This window comes from Janthinobacterium sp. GMG1 (genome assembly GCF_034427795.1).
In the GTDB taxonomy this organism is placed as follows: Bacteria; Pseudomonadota; Gammaproteobacteria; order Burkholderiales; family Burkholderiaceae_D; genus Janthinobacterium.
This window is the reverse complement of record NZ_JAXQNT010000014.1, coordinates 29,978-52,308: the sequence shown is the minus strand read 5'-3', so window position 1 is coordinate 52,308 and position 22,331 is coordinate 29,978. Positions and strand designations below refer to the sequence as shown.

Here is a 22,331-nt window from a genome sequence, read left to right as displayed (position 1 = left end):
ACCTGACCAAACCTACTGCGCGTCGGCATAGGCGGCCTGCGATGCTCACCGTACTTGAGTACGGTTGCGCTTCTCGGCCACCTCTTCCTTCCGCTCGCTACGGTTTTGTCAGGCGCTGTTAGTTTGCTGCTCAACGTTGTAGTTCAAAAAAATCTAAGGCCAGGTTAAGTCTGGCCGTTTAGAATCCCCGCGCGCACCTGCGCGCGGCTTCCCCTATTTCCACCCGGTCCCCGTACATGCAAAGAGTCTGGTTCAACAAAACATTTTCCTCGGTCGGCACGGCCATGCGCCTGATCCGCGAGGCCGATATGGCCGCGACAAGCGGTGCGCCCCGCTATCACCTCGTGAGCAGCAATACGAACGCGCACGCGGCCGCCTTCCTGTCGGCCCACGAATACGCGGTCGAACCGTCGGGCCTGACGGGCCTCAATTATGTCGAGTGGTGCCTGGAATTTTGCCGCGAACGCAACATCACGATTTTCTGGCCCGGCAAGGAAGCGGGCCTGATCGGCAGCGCCAGCGCGCGCTTCGCCGCCATCGGCACGCGCGTGCTCAGCGTGGCCAGCGAAGAGACGCTGACCCTGATGCACGACAAGGCGCGCTTCTGCGACGGCCTCGATCTGTCCATGGCGCGCCCGGCCGACTACCGCGCCGTGACGACCATCACGGAATACGACGCCGCCTACGCCGAACTGCGCCCGCTGCATCGCAAGCTGTGCATCAAGCCGTCCGAATCCGTGTATGCCCTGGGCTTTGCCATTCTCGATGAAGAGCGTTCGAGCGCCCAGCTGTTGCTGGCCGGCGCCGCCTACCAGATCAATGCGCAGGAGCTGCGCAATGGCCTCGCGCAAATGGCATCGTTCAAGACCCTGCTGCTGATGGAATACCTTGACGGCCACGAATACAGCGCCGACTGCGTCGCCGACCAGGGCAAGCTCATTTGCGCCGTGCCGCGCAAGAAGCTGCACGGGGGCGGCAGCGGTCAGCTGATCGAGCTGCGCGCCGACTTGCTGGCGGCCTGCGGCAAACTGGCGCGCGACTACCGCCTGAATGGCGTCTTCAACGTCCAGTTCCGCGAAGGCGCGAACGGCCTGGCTTTGTTGGAAATCAACCCGCGCATGTCGGGAGGCATCGGCATGGCTTGCGCGGCCGGCCCCAACCTGCCCTACCTGGCGCTGGCCGGCTTCGACCAGGGCTTTGACAAGCTCACCGTGCCCGCCATCCACGAAGGCATGCGCGTGGGCGAAGCCGCCTACGCCGTGGAGCTGCCATGAACGTCGTCAAGCAGCAGATGCCCACGGGCGAGCTGACCCTCAAAGTGGACGAGGCGCGCTTTCCGCTGGACTGGCTGATCGGCTTTGCCGCGCGCGCCAACGCCAAACGGGGCTTCCTGTTCCTGTCCAAGGTGCTGGGCAAGCACTGGCCCGTCACGCCGCGCGCCATGCAAACCATCCACGACGACCTGGCCGCGCAGATCCCCCCCAGCCTGCCCGGTCCCGTCGTCTTCATCGCCATGGCGGAAACGGCCGTCGGCCTGGGCCAGGGCGTGTTCGAGGCGTGGCTGCGCGCCAATCCGAACGGCAAGGCCCTGTTTTTGCACAGCTCGCGCTACCGCGTGGGCAGCGTGCCTTTCTTCGAATTCGAGGAATCGCACAGCCACGCGCCGCGCCAGTTTCTGCATTTGTCGGACGCTGCCAGCGCGCTGTTTTCCACCGCCCGCAGCCTGGTGCTGATCGACGATGAAGCGTCGACCGGAAACACCTTCGCCAACCTGGTGCAAGTGTGCCGCGCGCGCTATCCGCAGCTGGAAAAGCTGCACCTGGGCGTGATCACCAATTTCATGGGCCAGGCCGCCAACGCGGGCTTGAGTGAGCGTTTCGGCCTGCCCACCAGCATAGGCGCAGCCTTGTCCGGCCACTACGCCTTCCAGGCCGGCGCTGCGCCTGCTCCCGTGGCGGCCAGCGCGCAGCGTTTCGAGGCGAATGCGGAACGGGGCGCCAGCCCGGCGTTCGGCCGCATCGGCGTGGGACGCGCCTTGACGCCGCCGCAAGGCCTGGCGGTGCAGCTGGCGCAGGAAATCGGCGCCGGCGACTCCGTGCTGGTGCTGGGCACTGGCGAATTCATGCACCCGTCGTTCCTGCTGGCGCGCGAACTCGAAGCGCTGGGCAAGAACGTCGTGGTGCAGTCGACCACGCGCTCGCCGATCCTGTCATGGGGCTCCGTCAGCCACATCGTCAACTGCGACGACAACTACGGCGAAGGCATCGCAAATTACCTGTACAACGTGGCGCCTGGCCAGTACCAGCACGTTTTCATCTGCCATGAAACCCCGGCCAGCCCGGCCCTCATGCAACTCGCCGGCCAGTTGAATGGCCGCCTGTTCCACTTTCAGTCAGAGACCAAAATTGAAGAAATTCCTGTTTGTTGATCTGGACGACACACTGTTCCAGACCCCTAAGAAATGCCCCGGCGAGACCGATTTGCAAGCGGCCGCGTATTTGAAAAATGGCGATGCCTGCTCGTTTACGACGGCGCGCCAGCGCGCCTTCTTTGAGTTTGCGCAAAGCGGCATGACCCTGATCCCCGCCACGGCGAGAAATGGCGACGCCTTCCGCCGCGTCGACCTGCCGTTCACCAGCTACAGCGTGCTCGATTACGGCGGCATCGTGCTGCAGCCGGGCGGCGCGCTCGACGCGGGCTGGCTGTCCCTGATGCAGAACGACATGCAGACGGCCTTGCCCGGTCTGCGGGACGCCATGCGCATCATCGACGATTTCCAGGTCAAGACGGGCATGCCCTCGCGCGCGCGCCTGATCGAGGACTACAACACGCCGTTCTACATCGTCGTCAAGGACCATGAAGCGCGCGGCGAACGCCTGGCCGACATCGAAGAACAAGCGCTGCAGCAGTGGATCGCCACCGAAGGCGCCGACTACTTCATCCACCGCAATGGCAACAACCTGGCCGTGCTGCCGAAGACCTTGAACAAGGCGCGCGCCGTCGCCTACCTGCGCGCGGAACTGGAAGCCGAACATGGCCCCATCGTCAGCTTCGGCATGGGCGACAGCCGCTCGGACGCGCGCTTCATGGCCGCCTGCGACTACGCCATCATCCCCAACGGCACCCAGCTGGCGGCACTCACGGTGGCGGCGCTATGACCGACGGCAAGCAGCACTTCAGCGGCAGCTACCGCCAGGAAGACGTGGAGTTTCTGCTGACGCCCATGGCGCTTGAACCGATCCTCGACCTGGCCGAAAAAGAGCGCCTGATCCAGTCGGGCCAGCGCCACTACAGCGAAATGCTGTCGCCAGAGTCCTTGCCCTCGCCCGCCTACCTGGCCCTCTTCCAGAGCGCGTTCGCGGCCAACCGGCTGCAAATGGCGCGCGACTGCCTGCGCCTGGCGGCCCTGATCGCGGCGCGCCGCACGGGCCCCATCACGCTGGTGTCGCTGGCGCGCGCCGGCACGCCCGTGGGCGTCATCCTGGGCCACCTGCTGCGCCAGGTGTTCCAGCGCGAGTGCAGCCATTATTCCGTCTCCATCATCCGCGACCGCGGCATCGACGCGAATGCCCTGCACCACATCCTGGCGCACGGCCATGCGGCCGACTCCATCGTCTTCGTCGACGGCTGGACGGGCAAGGGCGTGATTTCGCGCGAACTGCGCCAGACGGTCAACGACTTCAATGCGGCGCATGGCACGGCGATCGACGGCGGCCTGTTCGTGCTGTCCGACCTGGCCGGCACGGCCGCCTGCGCCGCCTCGGCCAGCGACTACCTGATCCCGTCGAGCATCTTGAATGCCACCGTCTCGGGCCTGGTCAGCCGCTCCGTGCTCAATGATGCCATCGGCCCGGACGACTTCCATGGCTGCGTGTACTACGCGCAGTTCGAAGCGCACGACCAGTCGCGCGCTTTCGCCGACGGCCTGGTGGCAGACGCCGTGGCGATTGCCGCCAGCAGCGGCATCCCGCTGGCCGAAGCGAGCGATGCGCCAGCCATGGCGGCCCGCTCGCAAGCCTACATGGCCGCCGCGCAGCAGGAATACGGCATCAGCGACATCAATCTGATCAAGCCAGGCATCGGCGAAGCGACGCGCGTACTGCTGCGCCGCGTGCCCGAGCGCCTGATCGTGCGCGACACGAATGCGCCGGACGTGGCACATTTGCTGCTTCTGGCGCAGGAAAAAGCCATACCCGTCACAGTAGAACCGGCGCTGCCTTACCAGGCGGTCGCCCTAATCAGGAGCGCAGTCGATGGATAACAACTCCCTACATCCACAAAGTGAGCATAAGGCGGCGCTGGGCGCCTCCATGTATGTGCCGACCACGCACAAGGACTTGCTGGCGATCGCCAATGGCGACAAATTCAGCCATTTGCGTTCGGTCATACTTTGCACCGAAGACGCCATCGCGGAACGCGACCTCAGTTACGCGCTGTTCAATTTGTCGCTGGCGCTGCAAAACATGTGCGACGAATCGGATACCTTGCGCTTCGTGCGCGTGCGTAATCTCGAGGTGCTGGCGCGCGTGCTGGGCATGCCCGGTGCCGACAAATTGAGCGGCTTCGTGCTGCCGAAATCCACGCGCCACAACTTCGCCGCGTATTTCGAGCTGGTGCGCCACACGCATCACTTGCTGATGCCGACGCTGGAAACGGCGGAAGTGTTCGACGACGAAGAAATGAAGCAGTTCCGCATCATGCTGTCCGAGCCGGAAGTGCGGCGCCGCATCCTGGCCCTGCGCATTGGCGGCAACGATCTGTTGGCCCTGCTGGGACTGCGCCGCCCTACCAGCGGCACCATCTATCAAACGCCGCTGGGCCAGGTCATCGGCCGCCTGGTGACGATCTTCAAGCCGCACGGCTTCCAGCTGACGGCGCCCGTCTTCGAGCACCTGTCGCAGGGCAGCTGGCTCGATGCCGAAGTGGCGCAGGACATGGCGCACGGCATGATCGCCAAGACAGCCATCCACCCGGACCAGGTGCCGCAGATCGAGCGCCACTACCAGGTTGCGCAGTCGGACATCGAACTGGCGCTGCGCATCATCGACCCGGACAGCCCGGCCGTGTTCCGCATGCAGGAATCGATGTGCGAAGTGGCGACCCATTCCAGCTGGGCGCAGCGCATCATCGAGCAGGCGCGCCTGTTCGGCATCCGCCATGCGGCCGACACGGCTCCGGCGCACGTACCGACTACCTCATTGACTCAACTCTCAAGCGACGAAGGGATTGCACGACCATGACCAATTTCACACGCGGACAAAAAGGCAAACTGGCGGACCTGGGCTTGAATGGCCCGTTTGCCGTCACGCTCGATATCGTTTCGGGTTCGATGGAAGTGGATGTCAGTTGCTTCGGCGTCGATGCGGCCGGCAAGCTGTCGGACGACCGCTACATGGTCTTCTTCAACCAGAAAAGCGCGCCGGACAACGCCATCACGGTGGACTTGAACGGTCCCCGCTCCACCTTCCAGGTCGACCTGGCCCGCCTGCCCGCCTCGATCGACAAGCTGGTGTTCACGGCGGCGACGGAACAGGGCAGCATGCGCGCACTGGGCAACTCCAGCATGGCGCTGGGCCAGGCAGCCACGTTCGCCTTCACGGGCAATGACTTCCAGGACGAAAAAGCCGTCATCATCGGCGAACTGTATCGCCGCGACGGCAGCTGGCGTTTCGGCGCCGTGGGCCAGGGCTTCGCCGGCGGCCTGGCGGCGCTGCTGAAGCACTTCGGCGGCAGCGAGGCGGCGCAATCGGCTCCTGCCCCTGCACCGATTCCCGTCCCCACGCCAGCGGCCCCGCCGCCGGCGAATAAAATCTCGCTGTCGAAAATTCGCCTGGAAAAACGGGGCGACAAGATTTCGCTCGACAAGCGCGACAGCGGCGGCTATGGCCGCATCCGGGTCAACCTGAACTGGAATCAGAACGCGTCGCAAGGCCAGGCGCCCGCCTCGAAGCTGGACACGGGCTTCCTCGGCAAGCTGTTCAACAAACCGGCCGGCCGTTCGGGCGGCATCGACCTCGATATCGGCTGCCTGTTCGAAATGAGCGGCGGGGCCAAGAGCGCCGTGCAGGCGCTGGGCAACAGCTGGGGCGCCTACGACCGTCCGCCGTATATCCACCTGGAAGGCGACGACCGCACGGGCAGCATCAGCAGCGGCGAAAACATCTTCATCAACGGCACCCATTTCGACCAGATCAAGCGCGTGCTCGTCTACGCCTTCATCTACGAAGGCGTGCCGAACTGGGCCGCCACCGATGGCGTCGTGACGATCGAAATTCCCGGTCAGCCGACCGTGGAAGTACGCCTCGACAGCGACAGCCAGCACGCCATGTGCGCCATCGCTATGCTGGAAAACCACGGCGGCAACCTGCAGGTGACAAAATTGGTGGAATACTTCGGCGGCCAAGGTAAAATCACGGCGCACCAGGCCATGGACGAAAGATATAACTTTGGTCTGAACTGGAAAGCCGGCCGCAAGGACTGATCCTTTTACCTAAACAACCCTACCATGACCCCTACGACCAAAAAAGTCACCTTCGCCTTCGCCATCTTCCTCGTGGCCGGCTTCCTGCTGCTGGCAGCCTACACGTGGATGGCCCTCAGCTTCTCGTACTCGGAAGGCGAACGGGCGGGCTACCTGCAAAAGTTCTCCAAGCGGGGCTGGATTTGCAAGACATGGGAAGGTGAATTGCTGCTGACCGCGCTGCCGGGCACCATCCCGGAAAAATTCCAGTTCAGCGTGCGCGATGAAGAGGTGGCCAAGCAACTGTCGGCCGCCGCCGGCAAGCGCATCCTCGTCACCTACAGCCAGCACAAGGGCGTGCCCACGCAATGCTTCGGCGAGACGGAATATTTTGCCGATAAGGTCGTATTGAGCCAGTAATACCTCCATTCCAGCCAGTCCAGCAGTCCCGCGCCGGCCAGCCATTCCAGGCCGGCGCCTCACACATTCTCACTTTTCTTATACACTAGTGACGAGTTCTGGCCAATACAGCTTACAAATGTAGCCAATGTGCAAGATTCTTGCACAATCGCATGATCCCCGCCAGACGACCTTTAGCGTGTATTCACCTGTCACTGGAACCGTCATGCGCCTGCCATTCACCATCCTGGCCCTGCTGGCCGCCTCGCTCCCCCTTTCCGCCCAGGCACAGGACTTGTCCGGCATGGCCGGCGCCCTGAAAGTCAATTCGACCAATGAGCGCACCTTTGTGGCCGCCGTCAGCTACACCCAGCCGGTGGGCAACTACAGCGCCGTCAGCCTGTCGTATATCAACGAAGGGCACCCGGAAGACCACCACCGCGACGGCATGGCGGGCCAGGTCTGGCTGCGCACGAAAAAAGTGGAGCAAGGCCTGATGCTGGGCGCCGGCGTGGGCCGCTACTTCTTCTTCGACACGGCCAGGACGGACGACGGCCTCCACAACTTCGACAATGACCATGGCTGGGGTTCCATCGTCAGCCTGCAGGCGCGCTGGCAGTTCGACAACCGCTGGTATGCGCAAGCACAGCTCAACCGTATCAAGCCCGATGGCAAGGACAACACCACGCACCTGTTGATCGGCGCCGGCTACCGCTATGATGGGGTGCCGGGCGCCAAGCTGCACTTGCAGAACTGGGCGTACGACGACACCTTGACTTTATCGACCGGCCACACCATCGTCAACAGCTTGCGCTCCGAGTCCTCGCGCCCGTTCACCCTCGAATACCGGCGCGCGGCGGGAAAATACGTGGACTGGACGGTCAGCGCGCTCGATGAAGGCAGCACGGTGCTGGCGCACCGGCGCGGCGCGGCGGCCCAGCTGTGGCTGATCCGCTCGCTCAATGAAAAGGTGGAATTCGGCATGGGCGCCGGCCCGTACGTGGCCTGGGACGGCCGCGACACCCAGGGCCACGACACGCGCCTGACAGGCTTGCTGTCAGCCGTGGCCCGCTACCACGTCAACCGCCGCTGGGTGGCGCAAGTGGCGTGGAACCGCGTGGTAACGGATTACCACCGCGATGCGGATGTGTTGCTGGTGGGCGTGGGCAGGAAGTTTTGAGGGAAACGTAAAGGCTTGCTCTTCCGCTAAAGTAACGATACCGGACAAAACCGTAGCGAGCGGCAGTGATTTGTGGCCGAGAAGCGCAACCGTACTCTAGTACGGTGAGCATCGCCGGGCGCAAAGCGCGCAGCGCAGTAGGTTTGGTTCGGTATCCAGCTCAGCGCGAACGCCAGACGGCGCCAGCGTCATTCGGCTGCGTTAACCGCTCGATCACTTCACGCGTCAAACTGGCCGAGCTGACTTGTTCTGCTTTCGCCCGGGCGGCGGTCAGGGAACTGGAAAACGCGCTTTGCGGCTGCTCCAGGCTGGCGCGCAAGGCGGCCAGTTCACGCTCTTGCTGCTGCGCGCGCGCCGTTTCCAGGTCCAGCAATTGTTGCTTGGCGATGGCCATCGCGCGTGTCGTCTCGGCCGCCTTGCGCTGCAGGGCGGCATGGGCCTGCGCACTGGCCAGCAAGGCTTGCTGCGCGGCGAGCTTCTCGCTGGCGGCCTGCTGCGCGGCCAGTTCCAGCTGCTCGCGCTGGCGCATGGCGTCGAGCGCCTGCTGTTCCATGGCGGCGCGCGCTTCGGCTGACGCCGTGGCCTGCTTTTCCACTTCCAGGCGGCCGGCGATGGCTTGCGAGGCGCGTTCTTCGGCGCTGCTGGTCTGGCGCTGCTGCACCAGTTTTTGCGCGATCAGGGCCAGCGACTCGCGCTCGGCCGCGACGAAATCGCGCTCGGACGCCAGCAGCGCATCTGCCGCTTGCGCCTTGGATTCTTCCACTCGGGCGCGCTCGCTATGCACCTGTCCCAGCTCCACGGCCAGGCGCGCCTGCGCCTGCACGGCTTGCGCTGCAGCCGCTTTCTGTTCGCCTTCGACCAGCGCCTGGTCCATCAAAATACGGATGGCGTCCGCTTCCTTTTGCGCAACTTCCCGCAAGGCCTGTTCGGCCGCCTGCTGGCCGCGCAGCAGTTCCGCTTGCGCGCCTTCGGCGGCGATCCGTTCCTGCGCTGCGTTGCACGCCAGCGCTTCCGCTTCCAGTTTTTCTTTCAAGGCGGCGATGGCGGCTTGTTCGGCGGCCAGGCGCTCCTGCTCCGCCTGCAGCAGCTGCTCTGCCTGCCGGGCCTTTTCCTGCGCCAGTTGCGATGCCTGTTCCTGCGTGGCCAAGGTCGCCTTGCCGGCATCGACTTCGGCCTGCTCGGCCGCATTCTGGCTGGCGGCCAGTTCCGCCGCCTGGCGCGCCAGTTCGGCCCGTTCATGCGCCAGGCTGGCGGCGCGCTGCTGCTCTTCCAGTTCGCGCGCTGCCGCAACGGCGGCTGCCTGTTCGGCCGCTTCGCGTGCCTTGGTCTGTTCCAGTGCGGCCGTTTCCGCTTCCAGCTTGGCGTGGCCGGCGATTTCCGCATCCTGTTCAGCCGTCACACGGGCCAGCGCCACGGCGCGCAACTGGCGGTCCACCTCGATGCGCGCTTCGGTGGCGGCAAGGATGCGCACGTCGGCATCGCGGCGTGCCTGCGCGCTGGCCACGGCGACCATTTCCAGGCGCTCGCGGTGGATGGCCGCGTCGCGCAATTCCTTTTCCGTCTGCAGGCGCAGACGCAGGGACTGCGCCGCATGGCGTTCTGATTCCGCCTGCGCCAGCGCGATGGCTTCGCGTTCCTGCTCCAGGTGCGCCAGCGCGCGCGCTTCTTCCAGGGCGCGCACTTCGGCGGCGGCGCGGTTGAAGGCCGATTCCAGCGCGATCTGGTCGGCGCGCTCGCGCTGCACTGTCAAGTCCAGCGCTTCGCTTTCCGCTTCGGCCAGCATCTGCGCCGTCTGGCGCGCACCGTGGGCATGGCGCTCGCGTTCACGCGCCAGCACGGCGACTCGTGCGTCAGCCGAGGCGATGCCCACCATTTCTTCCTTGGCCGCCTGCACGGCGGCGACGCGCTCGACGGCCTGCAGGCGCGCCTGCTCCGTCTGCACCTGCAATTCCTCGGCGGCGCGGGCGGCCTGCTCGGCCAGTTCCGACTGCACGGCCACTTGCTCGCTGGCGCGCAAGCGGCTTTCCTGTTCCGCGCGCGAACGCTGTTCGGCGGCCAGGCGGATTTCATTGTCGGACTCCACGCGGGCGCGCAGTTCGGCCGTCTCCTGCTTGACGGCTTCCAGGCGGGCCACGCTGGCTTGCGCGGCGGCGCGCATGGTGTCGAGACGTTCGCGGTTGGCGGCGATCGCTTCTTCGGCTGCCTGCGCATTTTGCTGTGCGGCGGCGGCGGCGGCCGCGTCGATGGCGGCGCGGTCCTCGGCCAGCGAGCGCACGCGCGCCTCGGCCAGCGCGCGGCTTTCGGCGGCGCAGGTGGCCTTCGCTTCCGCTTCCACGCGGGCAATCGCCTCGTGGATGGCTTTCAATTCCATTTTCTGGCGTTCGGCGGCGGGCGCCCTGGCATCGGCTTCGGCTGCCGGCTCGGCTTGAGGTTCGGCGTGCAATTCAGGCGTGATGGTGACAGCTGGCGCCTCGGCCTTGCGCTCCAGGTCCTTGAAATCATGCAGCGAGACCATGCTGTCCTGGTCGAACTCGTCGTCGGCGGAATACGCGACGGTGAGGGAGGCGGCCTGGCGCTGATTTTGCTGTGCTTGCATGATTTCTCGCTTATTCGGGTGAATTCCGTTGCTTATGGGAATTTATTACCACCATTATCGAACAGGCATGCACAAATCAGCACGGCAAGAAGAGCGCCTTTTACCACGCTTTTCGGACGTTTAGGTCAAATGGGCCACAATGGCGCTTCGTCCATCAGCGCCACCTGCTCCCTGAGTTCAAGGATGCGGTCCTGCCAGTAGCGTTGCGTATTGAACCACGGGAAGGCGACGGGGAAAGCGGGGTCGTCCCAGCGGCGCGCCAGCCAGGCTGAATAATGGATCAGGCGCAGGGTGCGCAGCGCTTCGACCAGGTACAGCTGGCGCGGGTCGAAATCGCAAAAATCCTCATAGCCGGCCAGGATGTCGCTCATCTGGCGCACCATGTCGCCCCGCTCGCCCGACAGCATCATCCACAGGTCCTGGATGGCCGGGCCCATGCGGCTGTCGTCGAAATCGACGAAATGGGGGCCGGCATCCGTCCACAGCACGTTGCCGCCATGGCAATCGCCATGCGTGCGCAGCATGGCCACGTCGCCCGCGCGGTCATAGCAGCGCTTGACGCCGTCGAGCGCCTGCTGCGCCACGCTGGAATACGCGGCCAGCAGTTCGGGCGGCAAAAAATTACCCTCCAGCAAGAATTCGCGCGGCTCGACGCCAAACGTCTGGTGGTCGAGCGCCGGCCGCTCCTTGTAGGTGGACAGCGCGCCGACGGCGTGGATGCGGCCGATGAAGCGCCCTATCCATTCCAGGGTCGCCGGGTCGTCCAGCTCGGGCGCGCGGCCGCCGTGGCGGGGGAAGACGGCAAAGCGGAAGCCCTGGTATTGGTGCAGGGTGCTGCCATGGATTTCCAGCGCCGGCACCACCTGGATTTCGCGCTCGACCAGCTCGGACACGAACGCGTGTTCTTCCAGGATGGCCGTATCGCTCCAGCGCGCGGGACGATAAAACTTGGCCACCAGGGGCGCGCTGTCTTCGATGCCCACCTGGTAGACGCGGTTTTCATAGCTGTTCAGGGCCAGCAGACGGCCATCGCCGCGCAGTCCCACGCTATCGAGCGCGTCGAGCACGCAATCGGGGCTCAGGGCGGAAAAGGGATGGACGGGCCGGTCGTCCTCGTGCGGCTGGTTTTCATTGTGCATAAGCGACATTGTAAGGCGCACGCGGGCCGCCGGTGCAAACACTTCGGCGGCAAGCCGCAGCAAAGCGTATACTGGCGCCTTACATTCAAGAAAAGAGCAAGCCATGCAACTCGAACAACCACTATCAGAAAAAGAATTCGACGAATTAGACCAATTCCTGTTGTCGGAGCGCTGCTCCGAGGACGCGATGACCATGGATATGCTGCACGGCTATCTGACGGCCGTCGCCATCGGCCCGGAACCGATCATGCCGGCCGAATGGTTGCCGCGCGTGTGGGGCGAAGATGCCGAAGATGCGCCAAAATTCAAGAACAGCAAGGAAGAAGAACGCATCGTCAACCTGATCATGCGCTTCATGAATGAAGTGCTGGTGACGTTTGAAGTAGCACCGAAAGAATTCGAAGCCCTGTTCGTCGAGCACGACTACGAAGGCCAGACCCTGATCGACGCCGAAGCCTGGTGCTGGGGCTTCTGGGACGGCATGGAACTGCGTCCCGGCTCGTGGAATGAAATCTGGGATTCCGAAGTGGCCGAGCTGATGCAGCCAATCTACCTGCTGGGTGCCGACGAAATCAAGGAAGAAGAACTGAAACTGGTGGAAGACCCGGTCAAGGCGCACAAGCTGGCGCAGGAACTGGAAGCGAACCTGCCGGCCATCCACCGTTTCTGGGTACCGCGCCGCAAGGCACCGGTGCAAACCATGAAGCGCGAAGAGCCAAAAGTGGGCCGCAACGACGACTGCCCTTGCGGCAGCGGCAAGAAGTTCAAGAAATGCTGCGGCGCCGAGCCGGCAGCAGAGTAATACGCGAATAGGTAACTAGTCACTGAAACGCCGGGCACCGTCCCGGCGTTTTGCATTTGCGCGTCCCCGATTGCATCCGCCCCGGCACTTCGCCTATAATTGCGAATAATTCTTATTTGCATTACTGCCGCATGGCAGCCGAACTCCTGGAGGCATCCATGCCGCTGGCCCATCCCCTATCCACTGCAGACACCCCGGTGCAGACGCTGTATGGCGAGCACCATGGCTGGCTGCTGGGCTGGCTGCGCAAAAAGCTGAACAACCAGCACCAGGCTGCCGACCTCACGCACGACACCTTCGCACGCCTGCTGGGCGCACCCGCACCAAGCAGCCCCGGCGCGCTGGCGCTGCGCTCGCCGCGCGCCTACCTGACCACCATCGCGCGCGGCCTGATGATCGACAGCTTCCGCCGCGCCGACCTGGAGCAAGCCTACCTGACCGATCTGGCGGCCCTGCCGCCGGCGCTGCATCCCTCGCCCGAAGAACGGCTGCTGGCGCTGCAGACGCTCGAAGCGGTGGGTCGCATGCTCGACGCCATGACGCCCAAAACCCGCCAGGTCTGGCTGCTGAGCCGCCTCGATGGACTGGCGCATGCCGACATCGCCGCGCAAATGAAAATCTCGGTGCCGCGCGTGCGGCAATACCTGGCCAATGCCGCGCGCCTGGCCTATCAGCTGCAATTTGGCGAGGCGCGCTGACATGCATGCCCATGCTCCCGTACCAGCCAGTGTGCTGGACCAGGCGATCGCCTGGCAGTTGTTGCTCGGTTCAGGCACGGCCAGCGCAGCGGACCGGCACGGCTTGCAAACCTGGCTGGAACAGGCGGCGGAGCATGCGCAGGCCTGGCGGCAGCTGGGGCAAATCGACCAGCACCTGGCGCCGGCCACCCGCACGCTGTTGCTCAAGCGCGGCAAACGGCGCCTGGCGCAGCCCGCGCGCGTGGCAGCAGCGACAGCGCTCGCGGTCATGCTGACGATCATGCTGGCCGCCGGCATCGGCAGCATCCATCACGTGCAACCGCTGGATCTGCTGGCCGACTACCGTACGGGCACGGGCGAGCGCCGCAGCGTGCTGCTGCCCGACGGGAGCGTGCTGCACCTCAATACCGGCAGCGCCGTGGACCTGGCATTCGACAGCCACGAACGCGGCGTGATGCTGCGCAGCGGCGAGATCGCCATCGATACGAGCCATGGCGGCAACGACAGCGGGCGTCCCTTTATCGTGCATACGCCGGATGGCAGTTTGCGCGCGCTGGGCACCAGCTTCATCGTGCGCCGCCTCGACGAGGGCGGCACGCGCCTGACGGTGACGCGCTTTTCCGTCGCCGCCCGTCCGACCAGCTGCGCGCCGCAGCCGCAAGTGCCGTGCGCCCAGGAGCGCATCGTGCGCCAGGGGGAAACCGTGCGCCTGCACGACGGCGTGGTCGGCTTGCCCGCCCCGGCCGACGGCAATGCCGACGCCTGGAAAGACGGCATGCTGGTGGTGGAGAACCAGCCGCTGGGCGCCGTGGTGGCCGAAATCGCCCGCTATCACCACGGCTACCTGCACGTGACGCCCGAGGCGGCGCGCCTGCGCGTGAGCGGCGCCCTGCCCCTGGGCGACAGCGGCGCCGCGCTGCTGGCCTTGAGCGCGGCCGTGCCGGTGGAAGTGTCGACCACTGCCCGCTGGTGGAGCACGGTGCGCCTGCGGCGTGAAGACAAATAAAAGTCATCTTGCCCCTCTCACTTTCGCGGTCTGGCACGGCAAGGAAGGGAAGCCCCATCTTTTTCCCTTTTTCAGGAGTCGCGCCGTGTCCTTGCCCTTTCCGTTTCACCCCCTGTTTACCGCCGCCCTCGTGGCGAGCAGCGCCGCCGTACTGGCGCCCCTGTCCGCCCTGGCGCAACACCGTGACGCCGCCCAAGCCGTGCAGGAGTACGACATCCCCGCCGGTGCGCTGGCCGCCAGCCTGAATACAATCGCGCGCCAGGCCGGCGTGGTGCTGACCATGGACGCCACCCTGGCGGCCAAGCGCAGCGCCGCCCCCGTGCGCGGCCGCTACGATGCGGCGCAAGCGCTGCGGCTGGCGCTGGCCGGCAGCGGCCTGGAACTGCTGCGTACCGAGGCGGGTGGCTATACGCTGCGCGCCGCCCTGGCCACGCCTGCCGGTGCGCGCGACGCCGTCATGCCCGAAGTGAGCGTCAGCGGCGCGCAGGACGACGCCCTGCCCGGCGCCTATGCGGGCGGGCAGATCGCGCGCGGCAGCCGCCTGGGCGTGCTGGGCACGCGCGACGTGATGGACACGCCGTTTGCCGCCACCAGCTACACGGAAGAACTGCTGCGCAACCAGCAGGCGCGCAGCCTGGGCGACGTGCTGGCCAACGACCCGTCGATCGCCAGCGGCTGGCCGCGCGACAGCTATATCGACCAGCCCCACGTGCGCGGCTTCAATGTGCTGGCCGAGGACATCAGCTACGGCGGCCTGTTCGGCGTGGCGCCAGCCACCAAGATCCCCATGGAAACGCTGGAAAGAGTGGAGGTGCTGAAGGGCACCTCGGCCTTCCTGGCCGGCATCGCGCCCGGCGGCAGCATCGGTGCCATCATCAACCTGGTGCCCAAGCGCGCGGGCGACGCGCCGCTCACGCGCCTGACGGGCAGCTACGATTCGCGCGCGCAGTTCGGCGCCCATCTGGACGTGGGCCGCCGCTTCGGCGACAACAGGCAGTTCGGCGTGCGCGCCAATGCCGTGTACCGCGACGGCGAAACGGCGCTGAAGGGCAGCGACAAGACCATGGGCACGGCCAGCCTGGGACTCGACTACCGGGGCGGCGCCCTGCGCGCCTCGCTCGATCTCGGCTACGACCACCTCGACATGCGGCGTGGCGGCTGGTGGTACTTCCTCGATTCGAACGGCTTCGACATCCCCAAGCCACCGACGCGCAACACCACGCAACGATGGAACTACGCCAAATCGACCACCGAATTCGGCATGGCCAGGATCGAATACGATCTCGCGCCCGGATTGACGGCCTACGCCGCGCTGGGCGCCCAGCATGCGCAGCAGGACAAACTGTCGCCCGAACCCATCATCGGCAACAGCGCAGGCGACTTTACCGAATACTTTTCATCGCGCCCTTCGCTGACCAAGTCGCGCTCCGGTGAAGCGGGTTTGCGCGGCGTGCTCAGGACGGGCGCCCTGACGCATGAACTGCACGCGGGCGCCAGCGGCACGTGGCAAAAAATCTACAGCGCGCGCGAATACAACGGAGAACTCAACTCCAATCTGTATGCGCCCGTGTTTGTCGATGCACCGGTATTTACCAGCCGCCTGAGCGCGCTGCCGCTGACGTCGCAGAGCACGCTGACCAGCTTTGCCATCGCCGACACCATCACCATGCTGGACGGCCGCTTGCAACTGATGGGCGGCGCGCGCCACCAGCGCGTCGATGTGGCCAGCTACCGCAACGGCGTAAAAACGGCCTACGACAAGAGCGCGCTGACGCCAGGCGTGGGCATCGTCTTCAAGCCCGTCGCCAACGTGTCGCTGTACGCCAACAGCATGCAGGCGCTGAACAAGGGCCCGGTGGCGCCCGACATGGCAAGGAACGCCGGCGAAATCTTCTCTCCCTATAAAAGCCGCCAGTACGAGGCGGGGGTGAAGATCGACACGGGCGACTACCTGACCACCGTCAGCGTCTTTCAGGTCAAGCAGCCGAATGGCCAGCTCGACACCGCCAGCATGGTGTACGGCCTGTTTGGCGAACAGCGCAACCGGGGCCTGGAAGCGTCCATCGTCGGCGAACCCGTCAAGGGCTGGCGCGTGATGGCCGGCGCCATGCTGCTCGACGCCGTGCTGACGGCCACCCCGCAAGGCAAGTCTGACGGTGACAAGGCGCCCGGCATCTCCAGGCTGAATGTCAATCTCGGCTCGGAGTGGGATGCGCCGTTCGCGCCCGGCCTGACGCTGACGGGCAGGATCACGCATGCCGGCTCGCAGTATGCCGGCTCGGGCAACCTGCAGCAGATCCCCGCCTGGTCCATCCTCGACCTGGGCGCGCGCTACACGCTGCGGCTGCAAGACATGCGTCCGGTGGTGCTGCGGGCTAACCTGGACAATGTGTTCGACCGCCGCTACTGGGCCTCGGCAGCGGGCGTGGGCGGCGGCTGGCTGAACGTGGGCAGCCCGCGCAGCGCGCGTTTCTCGGCGCAGGTGGATTTCTGAAGGAGAGATCCGGCGCTATAATCGGCGCATGAAACTTCCCGACCTGAACCTGCTCGTCGCCCTCGACATCCTGCTCGAGGAAGGCAGCGCCGTGGCCGCCGCGCGGCGCATGCATTTGAGCGCGCCGGCCATGAGCCGCACCCTGGCGCGCATCCGCGACGCCATCGGCGACCCCGTCTTCGTGCGCTCCGGGCGCGGCCTGGCGCCCACGCCGCGCGCGCTGGAATTGCGCGAGCAGGTGCGCGGCGTGGTGGAGCAGGCGCACGCCATCTTCACCTCGGGCCGCGAAGTGGACCTGCGCACCCTGGAACGCACCTTCAGCCTGTGCGCCAACGACGTGTTTGTCGGCGCCTACGGCGGCAAGCTGCGCGACCTGCTGGCCGTGCACGCGCCACACACGGTGCTGCGCTTCGTGCCCGAAGGCGATGGCGCCACGGAAAACGACGCCCTGCACGCGGGCCGCGTCGACCTGTACATCAGCGCGCGGCGCGCCTTTGCGCCCGACATCAAGCTGCAGCAGCTGTTTACCAGCGGCTTTGTCGGCATCGCCCGCAGCGACCACCCGATCTTCGACGGCCCCATCAACCTCGACAGCTTTACCGAGTACGAACATATCAGCGTCTCGCGGCGCGGCCTGGCGCGCGGCCCCTTCGATACGGCCCTGGCCGAGCGGGGCTACACGCGCCGGGTTTCGCTGATCAGCCCCAACTTCCAGTCCGCCATCTTCGCCGTGGCCGATTCGCGCCTGCTGCTGCCGCTGATGCCCACGCCGCTGCTGGCCATCGTCGAGCGCCTGGGCTTGAGGCTGCGCACCTTCCAGCTGCCGATTCCCGTCGACAGCGTGGAAGTCTTCCAGGCCTGGCACCCGCGCCTCGACCACGACCATGCGCACCGCTGGCTGCGCCGCATGATCAAGGAGCTGTGCGGCAGCGCGCTGCCAGAGGAATAAATCATTGCGCCAGACGCAATTCAAACTTCATCAATGATCAATTTTCATAATATTTAACGCTACCTATACTGCGTGGACTGATCCTCATCCACGGAGTCCCCTGTGTCTGCTGTACCCCTTCCCGGCGCCGCCCCCGCGGCCGCCCCTTCCCCTCCTGCCGCCGCCCCACCTGTTTTTGGCCTGCGCCTGGCCACGGGCCTGGCTGGCGTGCTGCTGGCCGTGCTGGTGTCCGGCCTGAATGAAAACATCACCAAGGTCGCGCTGGCCGACATTCGCGGCGCCATGGGCATTTCTCGCGACGACGCCAGCTGGCTCGTCGCCCTGTATGCGGCCGCCTCGGTGTCGGCCATGGCGTTCGCGCCGTGGTGCTCCGTCACCTTTTCGCTGCGCCGGCTGACGGCCGCCGCCATCATCGTCTGCATGGCGGCCGGCCTGCTATGCCCGTTTGCGCCGAACCTGTCCGTGCTGATGTTCCTGCGCGTGGTGCAGGGCACGGCAGGCGGCGCCCTGCCGCCCATGCTGATGACGGTGGCGCTGCGCTTCCTGCCGCCGAACATCAAGCTGTATGGCCTGGGCGGCTATGCGCTGAGCGCCACTTTCGGTCCCAGCCTGGGCACGCCGCTGGCCGCCTTCTGGACCGAGTACCTGGGCTGGCAATGGGCCTTCTGGCAAGTCGTCCCGGGCAGCATCGTCGCCCTGCTGATGGTGTCCTGGGGCTTGCCGCAAGACCCGCTACGCCTCGAGCGCTTGCGCCAGTTCAACTGGCGCGGCCTGCTGCTTGGCCTGCCCGCCATCAGCATGCTGGTGGTCGGCTTGCTGCAGGGCGAACGCCTGGCGTGGTTCGCCTCGCCGCTGATCTGCGTGCTGCTGGGCGGCGGCACCGTGCTGCTGGTGCTGTTCTTCATCAACGAGTGGTCGCATCCGCTGCCGTTCTTCAAGCTGCAGCTGCTGTCGCGGCGTAATCTCAGCCACGCCCTGCTGACCCTGGGCGGCGTGCTGTTCGTGCTGCTGGCCGTGATCCTGATTCCCTCGTCCTACCTGGCGCAGGTGCACGCCTACCGCCCGCTGCAAACGGCGCCCGTGATGCTGATGGTGGCGCTGCCGCAGTTGATCGCCCTGCCGCTGGTGGCCGCCCTGTGCAACATCCGCGCCGTCGACTGCCGCTGGGTGCTGGCCATCGGCCTGGCCCTGCTGGCCCTGTCCTGCGTGCTCGGCGCGCGCATGTCGCCGGACTGGATACGCACGCATTTCTACCTGCTGCAAGCGGTGCAGATTTTTGCGCAACCGATGGCCGTGATTCCCTTGCTGCTGCTGGCCACCACGGGCCTGGCGCCGCAGGATGGCCCGTTCGCCTCGGCCTGGTTCAACACCATCAAGGGCATGTCGGCCGTCGTCGCCACCGGCGTGCTCGATGCGCTGATCACGCGCCGCAACCATTTTCATTCGACGGTGCTCAGCGAACGCCTGGGCAACCTGCCAGCCGGCGTGGACATGGCGGGAATTGCGCAGCGCATGCATGCGCAAGTCGTCACCCTGACTTCGTCCGACCTGTACCTCACCGTGGCCGCCATCGCGCTGGCCATGATTGTGATCATTCCCATCCTGCCGACGCGCGTCTATCCGCCGCGCGCAGCCTGATTTCTATTTTCACGAAAGAGCTTCACCATGCAAACACCCATACTGCGCTCGCGCGCCTTTCTTCTCGGCCTGGCCCTGCTGGCCTGCGCCCTCGCCTTTTGCGCCTGGCAACTGCTGTTCGCCCGTGGCGACGAACAAGCCACCGACGACGCCTTTGTCAGCGCCGACTACACCGTGCTTTCCCCCAAGGTGGGCGGCATCGTGCGGGAAGTGCTGGTGGAAGACAACCAGACTGTCAAGGCGGGTCAGCTGCTGGCGCGCATCGACGACCGCGACTACCAGGCCGCCGCCGCCTCGGCCCGTGCCGAGGTAGCCGGCGCCGAAGCGCAACTGGCGAATGCCCGCGCCACCTTGCAGCGCCAGCAATCGGTGATCGAACAAGCCAGCACCCTGGTCGACGCCAACCAGGCGGAAGACAAACTGGCGCAGCAGGAACTGGCCCGGTCAACGCACCTGGCCGGCCAGGGCGCGGGCAGCGTGCAGAACGCGCAGCAGGCGCAATCGCGCTTCGACGTGAGCCGCGCGCGCCTGGCGCAAAACCGCGCCGCCCTCGTCGCCACCCGCAAGCAGACGGAAATTTTGCAAGCGCAGCAAGGCGCGGCCGAAGCGGCCTTGCTGCGCGCCCGCGCCAGCCTGCAACGGGCCGAACTGGATCTGTCGCATACACAACTGCACGCCCCCATCGACGGCATCGTGGGACGCCGCGCCGTGCGCGTCGGCGCCCTGGTCGCTCCTGGCGCCAGCTTGATGGCCGTGGTGCCCCTGAACCGCAGCTTTGTCGTCGCCAACCTGCAGGAAACCCAGCTGACCCACGTGCGCCAGGGCCAGCGCGCCAGCATCGCCGTCGACGCCTATCCGGGCGTGCTCCTGCACGGCACCGTGCACAGTATCGCGCCCGCCACGGGCGTGACGTTCGCCGCCATCGCGCCGGAAAACGCCACCGGCAACTTCACCAAGGTGGTACAGCGCATCCCCGTCAGGATCGCGCTCGATCCGGGCCAGGATGGCGACGCCCGCCTGCGCGTGGGCATGTCGGCCGAAGTGCGCATCGATACGGCCATGCGCCGTCAACAGCTGCAACAGGTGAGCGCGCGATGAAAGCACTGATCTTTATCACGGCCCTGGGCCTGGCCGGCTGCGGCAGCGTCGGCACCGATTTCCAGCGCCAGCACCATGATCTGGGACAGCAATGGCGCCAGGTGGAAGATGCCCGTTTCGCCGCAAGCCAGGATGGCGCCATCGAGCAGCGCTGGTGGGACAGCTTTGGCGATACCACCCTGTCGTCACTGCTGCAGCGCGCCGCCGGCGCCAACCTCGACGTGCTGGCGGCCGCCAGCCGGCTGGAACAAAGCCGCGCCGCGCGCGGCGTCATCGGCGCCGCGCAAGGCCCGTCGCTGGGTGCGAATGGCAGCTATGGCCGCGCGCGCAACAGCGAGCAGGGCTTGAGCGACCCGTCGCGTAACAATGGCCAGGCCGCCTACAGCCTGTGGCAAAGCAATCTCGATGCGGCCTGGGAGCTGGACCTGTGGGGCCGCGTGCGACGAGAAGTGGAAGTGGCCGACGCGCGCGTCGACATGGCAGTGGAAACGCAGCGCGGCGTGCTGCTGGCCGTGCTGGCCGAAACGGCGCGCGACTACATCGAGCTGCGCGGCGCGCAGCAGACCCTGGCCATCACGCAGCAACTGCTCGATATCGCCCGCCATACATTGAACCTGACGCGCATCCGCCTGCGCGAAGGCGCGGCGACGCGGCTCGACGAGGCCGAGGCGGCGGCCCACGTGGCCACCATCGAAGCGCGCCTGCCGCCGCTGCAGCAGCGCGAAGCGCGCCTGGGCAATGCCCTCGCCCTCTTGCTGGCGCTGCCGCCGCAAGCCTTGCGGGCGGAGCTGGCGGCGGGCAAGGACATTCCCGCCATGACCATGCAAGTGCAGCTGGGCGTGCCCAGCAGCCTGGCCGAGCGGCGACCCGACATCCGCCGCGCCGAAGCGCAGCTGCACGCGGCAACGGCCGCCATCGGCGTGGCGCAAGGCGATTTTTATCCGCGCATCACGCTCTCGGGCAGCATCGGCCTGCAAGCGATGCAACTGTCCGACATCGGCTGGGACGCCAAACGCTTTGCCTTCGGTCCGGGCTTCAGCGTGCCCCTGTTCGATGGCGGCCGCCTGCGCGGCAATCTGCAATTGCGCGAGGCGCAGCAGCAGGAAGCGGCCATCGCCTACCGCCAGACCGTGCTGGCCGCCTGGCACGAAGTGGAAGATGCGCTGTCTGGCTACCAGGCCAACGCCCGCCGCCAGGCCAGCCTCGATGAAGCCGTCAAACAGGGACGCCGCGCGTTGGGCAGCGCGGAACTGCAGTACCGCCAGGGCGGCACGGACCTGATCAACGTGCTGCACGTGCAAAACACCTTATTGAACAACGAAGCGGCGCTGGTCGACAGCCGCGCCACCGCTTCGCTGTCGCTGGTCCAGGTCTACAAGGCGCTGGGCGGCGGCTGGCAAGCCTTTTCAACCACCTCGCAAGGAAGCACGCCATGAAACCGAATCCCGCACACTTTTCCATCCACGACGTCAGCGACTTTCCCATCGTGCGCTTTCGTCCTGAAACTGCCGTCACCGGCTATGCCCCGCTGTGGGAAAACGACATGGACGCCCTGCTACGCCACGGTGTACCGTTCGTCATGCTGTTCGAAGAGGAACGCCGCGATGAAGCGCACATCGACCGCAAGCGGCGCGGCCTGTGGCTCAAGCACAACAAGGTGGCGCTGGCCACCCTTTGCCGAGGCCTCGTGTCGATCGAGGCGGATGCGGAACGGCGCGCGCGCCTGCAGGCGATGGCAGCCGGCGCCATGAAAGCGTTCGGCATCCTGCAGGAAGTGGCGGCCACGCGCGAACAGGCCGAGGCCCTGATGGTGTGGCTGCTGGGCAGCGGCCAGATGGCGCGGCCGCGCGCGGCGGACGTGTGGTGAATAAG

At 65.9% G+C, this 22,331-nt stretch carries 19 protein-coding genes; 17 read left to right on the top strand and 2 right to left on the bottom strand.

Annotation, left to right across the window (positions count from 1 at the left end; genetic code table 11):
* The first annotated feature begins 236 nt into the window (after positions 1-236).
* The 8 genes from SJI03_RS25970 to SJI03_RS25935 all read left to right on the top strand — a co-directional run bounded on the left by SJI03_RS25970 (position 237) and on the right by SJI03_RS25935 (position 8,039).
* Complete coding sequence (locus SJI03_RS25970) at positions 237-1,274, top strand: ATP-grasp domain-containing protein (RefSeq protein WP_322429123.1); 1,038 nt, start codon at positions 237-239, stop codon at positions 1,272-1,274.
* Positions 1,271-2,428, top strand: coding sequence for a phosphoribosyltransferase domain-containing protein (locus tag SJI03_RS25965; protein ID WP_099380494.1), 1,158 nt, complete (start codon positions 1,271-1,273; stop codon positions 2,426-2,428). The genes SJI03_RS25970 and SJI03_RS25965 overlap by 4 nt, the downstream gene beginning before the upstream one ends.
* Positions 2,406-3,158 carry an HAD family hydrolase gene (locus tag SJI03_RS25960; protein ID WP_322429122.1) on the top strand — a complete coding sequence of 251 codons (753 nt, stop codon included), beginning with the start codon at positions 2,406-2,408 and terminating at the stop codon, positions 3,156-3,158. Before SJI03_RS25965 ends, SJI03_RS25960 begins: the two co-directional genes overlap by 23 nt.
* Positions 3,155-4,261 (top strand): cysteine protease StiP family protein, encoded by a 1,107-nt coding sequence (locus SJI03_RS25955; RefSeq protein ID WP_099380496.1) that lies wholly within the window; start codon positions 3,155-3,157, stop codon positions 4,259-4,261. The genes SJI03_RS25960 and SJI03_RS25955 overlap by 4 nt, the downstream gene beginning before the upstream one ends.
* On the top strand, positions 4,254-5,240 hold the full coding sequence (locus tag SJI03_RS25950) for an HpcH/HpaI aldolase/citrate lyase family protein (protein ID WP_322429121.1): 987 nt from the start codon (positions 4,254-4,256) through the stop codon (positions 5,238-5,240). Before SJI03_RS25955 ends, SJI03_RS25950 begins: the two co-directional genes overlap by 8 nt.
* On the top strand, positions 5,237-6,481 hold the full coding sequence (locus SJI03_RS25945; protein ID WP_099380498.1) for a TerD family protein: 1,245 nt from the start codon (positions 5,237-5,239) through the stop codon (positions 6,479-6,481). The genes SJI03_RS25950 and SJI03_RS25945 overlap by 4 nt, the downstream gene beginning before the upstream one ends.
* Positions 6,482-6,505: 24 nt before the next feature.
* Positions 6,506-6,880, top strand: a complete 375-nt coding sequence (locus SJI03_RS25940) for a hypothetical protein (protein ID WP_070224711.1) — start codon at positions 6,506-6,508, stop codon at positions 6,878-6,880.
* A gap of 205 nt (positions 6,881-7,085) precedes the next feature.
* Positions 7,086-8,039, top strand: a complete 954-nt coding sequence (locus SJI03_RS25935) for a hypothetical protein (protein WP_322429120.1) — start codon at positions 7,086-7,088, stop codon at positions 8,037-8,039.
* Positions 8,040-8,199: 160 nt separating this feature from the next.
* Here SJI03_RS25935 and SJI03_RS25930 read toward each other — a convergent pair whose 3' ends face one another.
* Both SJI03_RS25930 and SJI03_RS25925 read right to left on the bottom strand, forming a co-directional pair.
* Positions 8,200-10,635 carry a hypothetical protein gene (locus SJI03_RS25930; protein ID WP_322429119.1) on the bottom strand — a complete coding sequence of 812 codons (2,436 nt, stop codon included), beginning with the start codon at positions 10,633-10,635 and terminating at the stop codon, positions 8,200-8,202.
* Positions 10,636-10,760: 125 nt separating this feature from the next.
* A complete protein-coding gene (locus SJI03_RS25925; RefSeq protein ID WP_176382357.1) occupies positions 10,761-11,774 on the bottom strand; it encodes a serine/threonine protein kinase in 1,014 nt (337 codons plus the stop codon).
* Between the two features lie 103 nt (positions 11,775-11,877).
* Here SJI03_RS25925 and SJI03_RS25920 point away from each other — a divergent pair, with 103 nt between their 5' ends.
* The 9 genes from SJI03_RS25920 (at position 11,878) to SJI03_RS25880 (ending at position 22,326) form a co-directional block, all read left to right on the top strand.
* Entirely contained in the window at positions 11,878-12,576 is a 699-nt protein-coding gene (locus SJI03_RS25920) for a UPF0149 family protein (protein ID WP_034785080.1), read from the top strand.
* 131 nt (positions 12,577-12,707) lie between these two features.
* The gene (locus SJI03_RS25915) at positions 12,708-13,274 is read left to right on the top strand and encodes a sigma-70 family RNA polymerase sigma factor (protein ID WP_322429118.1); all 567 of its coding nucleotides are present in this window, start codon (positions 12,708-12,710) and stop codon (positions 13,272-13,274) included.
* 1 nt (position 13,275) lies between these two features.
* Positions 13,276-14,280 (top strand): FecR family protein, encoded by a 1,005-nt coding sequence (locus tag SJI03_RS25910; protein WP_322429117.1) that lies wholly within the window; start codon positions 13,276-13,278, stop codon positions 14,278-14,280.
* An 85-nt stretch (positions 14,281-14,365) separates the two neighbouring features.
* Positions 14,366-16,774 (top strand): TonB-dependent siderophore receptor, encoded by a 2,409-nt coding sequence (locus SJI03_RS25905; protein WP_322429116.1) that lies wholly within the window; start codon positions 14,366-14,368, stop codon positions 16,772-16,774.
* A 28-nt stretch (positions 16,775-16,802) separates the two neighbouring features.
* Positions 16,803-17,723, top strand: coding sequence for a LysR family transcriptional regulator (locus SJI03_RS25900; protein ID WP_322429115.1), 921 nt, complete (start codon positions 16,803-16,805; stop codon positions 17,721-17,723).
* A gap of 102 nt (positions 17,724-17,825) precedes the next feature.
* On the top strand, positions 17,826-19,361 hold the full coding sequence (locus tag SJI03_RS25895; protein ID WP_322429114.1) for an MFS transporter: 1,536 nt from the start codon (positions 17,826-17,828) through the stop codon (positions 19,359-19,361).
* Positions 19,362-19,388: 27 nt separating this feature from the next.
* On the top strand, positions 19,389-20,459 hold the full coding sequence (locus SJI03_RS25890) for an HlyD family secretion protein (protein ID WP_322429113.1): 1,071 nt from the start codon (positions 19,389-19,391) through the stop codon (positions 20,457-20,459).
* Complete coding sequence (locus SJI03_RS25885; protein ID WP_322429112.1) at positions 20,456-21,895, top strand: efflux transporter outer membrane subunit; 1,440 nt, start codon at positions 20,456-20,458, stop codon at positions 21,893-21,895. Before SJI03_RS25890 ends, SJI03_RS25885 begins: the two co-directional genes overlap by 4 nt.
* Positions 21,892-22,326 carry a hypothetical protein gene (locus SJI03_RS25880; protein WP_322429111.1) on the top strand — a complete coding sequence of 145 codons (435 nt, stop codon included), beginning with the start codon at positions 21,892-21,894 and terminating at the stop codon, positions 22,324-22,326. Before SJI03_RS25885 ends, SJI03_RS25880 begins: the two co-directional genes overlap by 4 nt.
* The last annotated feature ends 5 nt before the right edge of the window (positions 22,327-22,331 follow it).

Bases quoted from the DNA above. Each gene is read 5' to 3' on its own strand.
- SJI03_RS25970 (WP_322429123.1), top strand. From the start codon at position 237: ATGCAAAGAGTCTGGTTCAACAAAACATTTTCCTCGGTCGGCACGGCC.
- SJI03_RS25965 (WP_099380494.1), top strand. From the start codon at position 1,271: ATGAACGTCGTCAAGCAGCAGATGCCCACGGGCGAGCTGACCCTCAAA.
- SJI03_RS25955 (WP_099380496.1), top strand. From the start codon at position 3,155: ATGACCGACGGCAAGCAGCACTTCAGCGGCAGCTACCGCCAGGAAGAC.
- SJI03_RS25950 (WP_322429121.1), top strand. From the start codon at position 4,254: ATGGATAACAACTCCCTACATCCACAAAGTGAGCATAAGGCGGCGCTG.
- SJI03_RS25945 (WP_099380498.1), top strand. From the start codon at position 5,237: ATGACCAATTTCACACGCGGACAAAAAGGCAAACTGGCGGACCTGGGC.
- SJI03_RS25940 (WP_070224711.1), top strand. From the start codon at position 6,506: ATGACCCCTACGACCAAAAAAGTCACCTTCGCCTTCGCCATCTTCCTC.
- SJI03_RS25935 (WP_322429120.1), top strand. From the start codon at position 7,086: ATGCGCCTGCCATTCACCATCCTGGCCCTGCTGGCCGCCTCGCTCCCC.
- SJI03_RS25930 (WP_322429119.1), bottom strand. From the start codon at position 10,635: ATGCAAGCACAGCAAAATCAGCGCCAGGCCGCCTCCCTCACCGTCGCG.
- SJI03_RS25925 (WP_176382357.1), bottom strand. From the start codon at position 11,774: ATGCACAATGAAAACCAGCCGCACGAGGACGACCGGCCCGTCCATCCC.
- SJI03_RS25920 (WP_034785080.1), top strand. From the start codon at position 11,878: ATGCAACTCGAACAACCACTATCAGAAAAAGAATTCGACGAATTAGAC.
- SJI03_RS25915 (WP_322429118.1), top strand. From the start codon at position 12,708: ATGGCAGCCGAACTCCTGGAGGCATCCATGCCGCTGGCCCATCCCCTA.
- SJI03_RS25910 (WP_322429117.1), top strand. From the start codon at position 13,276: ATGCATGCCCATGCTCCCGTACCAGCCAGTGTGCTGGACCAGGCGATC.
- SJI03_RS25900 (WP_322429115.1), top strand. From the start codon at position 16,803: ATGAAACTTCCCGACCTGAACCTGCTCGTCGCCCTCGACATCCTGCTC.
- SJI03_RS25890 (WP_322429113.1), top strand. From the start codon at position 19,389: ATGCAAACACCCATACTGCGCTCGCGCGCCTTTCTTCTCGGCCTGGCC.
- SJI03_RS25885 (WP_322429112.1), top strand. From the start codon at position 20,456: ATGAAAGCACTGATCTTTATCACGGCCCTGGGCCTGGCCGGCTGCGGC.
- SJI03_RS25880 (WP_322429111.1), top strand. From the start codon at position 21,892: ATGAAACCGAATCCCGCACACTTTTCCATCCACGACGTCAGCGACTTT.